General features: G+C 33.7%; 4 protein-coding genes. 3 read left to right on the top strand and 1 reads right to left on the bottom strand.

Features of this window, described 5'->3' with window-relative positions; genetic code table 11:
- Nucleotides 1-184: 184 nt before the first annotated feature.
- Entirely contained in the window at nt 185-1,513 is a 1,329-nt protein-coding gene (locus tag PHC28_RS13150) for a hydroxymethylglutaryl-CoA reductase, degradative (protein WP_300101343.1), read from the bottom strand.
- 171 nt (nt 1,514-1,684) lie between these two features.
- Between PHC28_RS13150 and PHC28_RS13145 the strand changes: the two genes are divergently transcribed.
- Genes PHC28_RS13145 through PHC28_RS13135 form a run of 3 tightly spaced genes read left to right on the top strand, consistent with a single transcriptional unit; the run spans nt 1,685 to nt 7,087 of the window.
- Complete coding sequence (locus PHC28_RS13145) at nt 1,685-3,859, top strand: S9 family peptidase (protein ID WP_300101340.1); 2,175 nt, start codon at nt 1,685-1,687, stop codon at nt 3,857-3,859.
- Nucleotides 3,860-3,882: 23 nt separating this feature from the next.
- Nucleotides 3,883-5,574, top strand: a complete 1,692-nt coding sequence (locus tag PHC28_RS13140; RefSeq protein WP_300101337.1) for a peptide MFS transporter — start codon at nt 3,883-3,885, stop codon at nt 5,572-5,574.
- A gap of 1 nt (nt 5,575) precedes the next feature.
- Nucleotides 5,576-7,087 (top strand): peptide MFS transporter, encoded by a 1,512-nt coding sequence (locus tag PHC28_RS13135; RefSeq protein ID WP_300101334.1) that lies wholly within the window; start codon nt 5,576-5,578, stop codon nt 7,085-7,087.
- The last annotated feature ends 179 nt before the right edge of the window (nt 7,088-7,266 follow it).

Here is a 7,266-nt window from a genome sequence, read left to right as displayed (position 1 = left end):
GGTAATGCAAATGCTTTTGCACCATCTAGAACCAAATATTCTCCCGTGATTAGTAATTTTCCGTTACTGTAAAATTCTTTTTTCATAATATTCGCCACGAAGGCACAAAGTCGCAAAGTTTTTTGAACGACTAATTATAAATCTGTTTTAATCCGTTGCATCAGTGTTAATCTGTGGCTAATTTCTAAACTGGTCTTCTTAAATTTTCAATATATTCAACAACGGCACTGTGTGAAACAACGTGGTGTTTGAAATGTTTTTGTATCAAAACACGTTCCTCATCTGTTGCTTCAAACTGATTCAAGATATTGTTCAAGTGCATTTTCATATGTCCTTCCTGAATTCCTGTTGTGGTCAATGAACGCAAAGCGGCAAAATTTTGTGCTAAACCAGCTACGGCAACAATCTGCATTAATTCTTTTGCCGATGGATTTTCGAGCATTTCTAAAGATAATTTTACTAATGGATGCAAGGAAGTCAATCCGCCAACAGTTCCCAAGGCTAATGGAACTTCTAACCAAAAAGTGAAAATTCCATTTTCGATTTTGGCGTGTGACAAACTCGTATAACTACCGTTTCGGGAAGCATAAGCGTGAATTCCAGCTTCAACTGCACGAAAATCATTCCCTGTTGCAAGCACTACGGCGTCGATTCCGTTCATAATTCCTTTGTTGTGGGTTACTGCTCGAAAAGGTTCTACTTCGGCGATTTGAACCGCTTGAATGAACTTTTCAGCAAATACTTTTGGATTCGGAATATGTTTTTCGACCAAATCATCAACTAAACACGAAACTTCGGCACGAACGACACAATTGGGAACATAATTGGAAAGAATGCTCATCACAACTTCAATGTCTTTTTCGGTTTCAGAAAATAAATCATAAACTAAGGCTTGTTCTTTCAAGGTTTTGGCAAATTGCTCTAAACACGAATTGATAAAATTAGCGCCCATCGAATCTTTAGTTTCAAAAGTGGCGTGTAATTGAAAGTAATTGGGTAATAAATTGGTTTTATCTTTGAGGACAATATCCAGAATTCCGCCACCACGTTTTTGCATATTTTTGGTAATATTTTCTGTGTTAGCAAAAAAAATCGCTTTAGTTTGTGCAAAGAATAAATTGAGTTTTGACTCATCGCCTTTGAAAATAAAGTGAACTTGTCCTATCTTTTCGGTGTCGATTACGGTTGCTTTAAACCCTCCACGTGTGGACCAAAACTTGGCTGCTTTCGAAGCTGCAGCAACAACCGAACTTTCTTCAATTGCCATAGGAATGCTGCTGTATTTTCCGTTAATCAAGAAATTGGGCGCAACTCCAAGTGGAATGTAGAAATTGCTTATCGTGTTTTCGATGAATTCATCGTGTAATTTTTGTGTTTTTTCATCAGAATTCCAATAATTTTTAAGGATTGAAATAGCTTCTTGTGGATTAGAAAAGTACTCCTTGGCAATCCAGTTTATTTTTTCTTCTTTGGATAATTTTGAAAATCCTGCAATGGTATTGTTCATTTTCAATTGATTATGAGATGTTCGTGCAAAGATACAGATTTAGCGCTTTTGTTTGCCAATGTGACAGGTTCAATAGAAGTTTAAGTTTAATATTATTTTTAACATTTAACATATGAAATGTGAAATAATTGTAAAATTTTCACTAAAATTGATGGTTTTTAAATTTAAATAAGTTTTATGAATTCAAATAAAATTACCTTACTGTTTTTATTGTTTTTTGTATGTGCTTTTGGGCAACAAAAAATCACCGTTGAAGCCATTTATACTGGAGAATTTCGTGCTAAAGGAATGGACGAATTGCAGTCAATGAAAAATACCAATCAATATACGGTTTTGAATTATGATCAAGCCAGCCGAAGTATTCAAATTGATTTGTTTGATTTTGCAACCTTAAAAAAGGTTTCAACTATAATTGATACCAAAAATCAAAGTAAATTAGTTGACGGAATCGATAGTTATTCCTTTAGTTCAGACGAAAAAATGATTTTGATTGCCAATAATACCAATCAAATTTACCGTCATTCCTTTACCGCCGATTATTTTCTCTACAATAGTACTACCAAGGAATTGACCAAAATTCTGGAACAAATACAAGAGCCTACTTTTTCTCCCGACGGAAAAAAGATTGCTTACGCCAAAGAAAACAATCTCTTTATTTATGATATTGCCTCTAAAACTAACAGCCAAATTACCGCTGATGGCAATAAAAATTCCATCATCAATGGTATTACGGATTGGGTTTATGAAGAAGAGTTTGCCTTTGTAAGAGCTTTTGATTGGAGCAAAGACAGCAAAAAAATTGCTTATATCCGTTTTGACGAAAGTCAAGTTCCTGAGTTCTCAATGTCTATCTTTCATAAAGATTTATATCCAACAATCGAAACTTTCAAATACCCAAAAGCGGGTGAAAAAAATTCGCTAGTTTCTTTGCATTTATACAATGTTGATGCTAAATCAACAACAAATGTGGATTTAAGTAAGTACAATGACTTTTATATTCCAAGAATTGAATGGACAAATGATGCCAATATTTTATCGGCAAAAATTCTAAACCGTCATCAGGATAATCTGGATTTATTGTTTGTGGATGGTACAACAGCTACAACAAAAGTGGTCCTCAATGAAAAAGACAAATCGTATATTGATTTTGTTGATACAGATAATTTAACTTTTCTGAGTGATAATAGTTTTATTTGGACATCAGAAAAAGACGGTTTCAACCATATTTATCTTTATGATAAAACAGGAAAACTTCGAAATCAGGTTACTAAAGGCAATTGGGAAGTCACTTCTTATTATGGTCTTGACGAGAAAACGAATACTGTTTTTTATCAATCAACTGAAGGTAGCTCAATTAATAGATCAGTTTATAGAATCAATTTAGATGGGAAAAACAAAGTTCAATTGTCTAAAAATGTTGGAACAAATGCCGCAACTTTCAGCCCTAATTTTCAATATTTCATCAACACTTTTTCCTCTGCGACACAGCCAACTATTTACACTTTGAATGAGTCAAAAGCTGGAAAACAAATTCAGGTTATCGAAAACAACGAAGCATTGACCACAAAATTGAAAGCCTATAATTTGCCTCAAAAAGACTTTTTTGTTCTTAAAACAGAAAAAGGGAATGAGTTGAATGCTTGGATTATGAAACCAAAGGATTTCGACCCAAACAAGAAATACCCCGTTTTTATGTATCAATATTCTGGACCAGGATCACAACAAGTGAATAATGATTGGAACAGTTATGATGATTATTGGTTTATGATGTTGGCACAACAAGGTTATATTGTGGCTTGTGTTGATGGTCGTGGAACTGGTTTCAAGGGAGCTGACTTTAAGAAAGTAACGTATAAGCAACTAGGAAAATACGAAGTCGAAGACCAGATAGATGCAGCAAAAGTGATAGGAAATTATTCGTATGTCGATAAATCAAGAATAGGAATTTGGGGTTGGTCGTATGGTGCTTTTATGTCTAGTAATTGTATTTTGAAAGGGAATGACGTTTTCAAAATGGCGATTGCCGTTGCGCCAGTAACCAACTGGCGATTCTATGACAGCATTTATACAGAAAGATATATGCAAACACCTCAAGAAAACCCGCGTGGTTATGATGATAATTCACCCATAAATTTCGTTAGTAAATTGAAAGGAAAATTCCTTTTGATTCACGGTTCTGGTGACGATAATGTTCACGTCCAAAATTCAATGCAAATGATGGAAGCTTTGATTCAAGCCAACAAACAATTTGATTCGCAAATATATCCAGATAAAAACCACGGAATTTACGGCGGTATGACTAGAATTCAGTTGTTTAATAAAATGACTACATTTATACAAAATAATTTATAATATTAACAATCAAAATATAGAATATGAGTGAAGCAGCAGTAAAAACAGGTCATCCAAAAGGACTTTGGGTATTATTTGGAACAGAAATGTGGGAGCGTTTCAATTTCTACGGAATGCGAACTTTGTTAACCTTATTTCTAGTAAATTCCTTAATGATGAAAGAGGAAAATGCTTCTTTAATTTATGGAGGTTTTCTAGGACTTTGTTATTTGACTCCTATGTTAGGTGGTTTTATCGCTGACCGATTTTTGGGAAATAGAAATTGTATAATGCTAGGTGGTTTACTAATGGCAGTTGGACAATTGATGCTTTTTGTAAGTGCAAGTGTTTTTGGCGAAAATTTAGGTTTGGCTACCACAATAATGTATTCGGCATTATTTGTAATTATTTTTGGGAACGGGTTTTTTAAACCTAATATTTCGAGTATGGTGGGAAGTTTGTATCCTGCTCAAGAAAAAAACAAATTAGATACAGCCTTTACTATCTTTTATATGGGAATCAATTTAGGAGCTTTTTTAGGTCAATTTATTTGTCCGTTTTTAGGTGATGTAAAAGATTCTGGAGGTATTAGGGATATTCACGCTTTCAAATGGGGATTTTTAGCGGCTTCAATTGCAATGTTAATAGGTACTGCGGTTTTTTACTTCTTGAAAAATAAATATGTTGTTTCACCTGAAGGGAAACCATTAGGAGGATTGCCATCAAAAAATACAGCTGAAGATTATGCTGAAGGCGAAGCGCAAAAAGCAGTTTTTACTTCTAAAGCTTTAATCCTTTCAGTTGTTGCTTTTATCGGAATGTTTTTATTGTTTCATTTTTCTGTAGATGGAGATAATGTGGTAAAAACAATCATTTATCCAATCATTTATGCAAGTGGTATTACATTAGCAGGATTAATTCTATCGGATAGTTCCTTGACTAAAATAGAAAAAGATAGAATTCTGGTAATTTATATTATTTCATTCTTTATCATTTTCTTTTGGGCGGCGTTCGAACAAGCTGGTTCATCACTAACTTTTATAGCAGATAATCAAACGGACAGAAACTTTTTTGGATGGGATATGCCGCCGTCAATGGTACAAATTTTTAACGGAATCTTTGTGGTCGCTTTGGCAATTCCTTTTAGTATGTTGTGGGATAAATTAAGAGCCAAAAACAATGAGCCTATTTCTCCTGCAAAATTGGCTTTAGGGCTGTTGATAATTGCGATTAGTTTCTTTATGATTGCTACACAAGTAAAAGATCTTGGCACTTCAGGGCTATTGGCAATAAAATGGTTGGTATTATTATATTTGTTAAACACTTGTGCCGAGTTATGCTTGTCGCCAATAGGTTTGTCATTAGTTGGAAAACTTTCTCCAAAACGTTTTTCTTCTTTACTTTATGGTGTTTTCTTTTTGTCCAACGCTTCGGGTTATGCATTAGCAGGAACTTTAGGTTCAATTTTACCTGCAACTGGCGATAAATTTGTAAAAGCAAAAGAATTGGGAATCGACTTGCAATCTGTTTTGGATAAAAAAATTGTTCCTTCAGCAGAACAATTGAAATTATTGTCAGACAATCAAATAAGTGATCATTATCCGCCATTCGCAGGATTCGAAATTCATAATTTATTTGAATTCTTTATGGTTTTTGTAATATTAACAGGTCTTGCAGCGATAATTTTATTTGCATTGACTCCTTTCTTGAAAAAAATGATGCACGGCATTAGATAATATGAGACAAAACTTAACAATCGAACAAATACAAAACTTTAAAGGCAAGTACCCCAAGCAATTGTGGTACTTGTTTTTTAGTGAAATGTGGGAACGTTTTAGTTTCTACGGAATGCGAGGAATGTTGGTTATTTTTATGGTTAACCAATTGATGATGAATGATGAGGTAGCTAACTTGCAATATGGAGCAACCCAAGCATTCGTTTACGCATTTACATTCGTTGGAGGTTTATTTGCAGATAAAATTCTTGGTTATCGGAAATCGCTTTTTTGGGGAGGAATGTTAATTATTGTTGGAAGTGTTATTCTCGCAATTGATCCCAAGCAGTTCTTTTTTATGGGAATTGGTTTTACCATTATCGGAACCGGTTTTTTTAAGCCCAACATTTCTACAATGGTTGGAAAATTATATAAAGATGATGATAATCGTAGAGATGCAGGATTTTCTTTATTTTATGCTGGAGTAAATCTTGGAGCATTAATTGGAGGTTATTTATGTATTGCTGTTGCCAATGGAAATATGCTTTCTTCAATAGTTCCAGTGAATTTAAGATGGAACGTTGCTTTTGGTTTTGCATCAATTGTTATGATGATAAGTTTGTTAACTTTTGTGCAAACTCAGAAATCTTTGGGCGAAATTGGACTTTCTCCATTGTTGGATTTAGACAAGTCAAAAAAGAAAACTTACGAATATTTAACTTACATTGGTTCCATATTAGTAATTCCAATAATTATATTGTTAGTTTCTAATTCGGAATACACTGATATATTTATGTATATTATTGGTCCTTGTTCCTTGTTATATCTGCTTTATGAAATGAAAAATTTCTCACTTAAAGAAAATAAAAAACTAATTGCAGCCTTAATTTTCATCTTGTTCTCGATTGTTTTTTGGGCATTTTTTGAACAGAGTGGGGGTTCATTAAGCCTTTTTGCAGCAAGTAATTTAGAAAACACAGTTCTTGGTGTAAAACTGGATCCAAATGGGGTAAACAATTCAGCTAATTCTCTTTTTGTGATTGTATTTGCGGCTTTAGTAGGACTAGTGTGGCTTTGGATGGGTAAAAGAAAAATCGAGCCCAATACAGTTGTCAAATTCGGACTTGGATTTTTGTTTTTAGCGGGAGGTTTCTGGGTGTTTTATTATACTAAGTTTTTCGCTGATGCTAATGGAATTACCTCACTAGACTTATTTACTTTTGGATGGTTTGTGATTACTTTTGGAGAATTGTGCTTGTCACCCATTGGGATGTCAATAATGACTAAACTTTCGCCAGCTAAATTACAAGCTGTAATGATGGGAATGTGGTTTCTAGCAAGTGCATACGGACAATATTTTGCAGGATTACTGGGTGCAAATATTGCCAGCGCTTCAGAGAATTCTACTAATATTGAAAAATTAATTGCTTATGCCGATGGTTACAAACAATTGGCAATTTATGCGTTAATTGCGGGATTATTATTAATAGTAATTTCCCCTTGGGTGAAAAAATTAATGCAAGAAGTGAAATAAATTATTAATTTTAGGCATTATTTTTGAAAGATAATTGTGTAAAAAAAATGAAAAACTGAAAAAAACATATTTAATAATAGCATTCGTTTTGGGCTCATTGGCAGTTCAATCACAAGAGTTGGTTTGGCAAACAGATATTAAGAAAGCAATGGAAATATCAAATAAAACACAAAAGCCAA

This window comes from Flavobacterium sp. (genome assembly GCF_028712645.1).
Classification (GTDB): domain Bacteria; phylum Bacteroidota; class Bacteroidia; order Flavobacteriales; family Flavobacteriaceae; genus Flavobacterium.
Note: the sequence above shows the minus strand (reverse complement) of the source record. Positions and strands in the feature narration are given on the sequence as shown.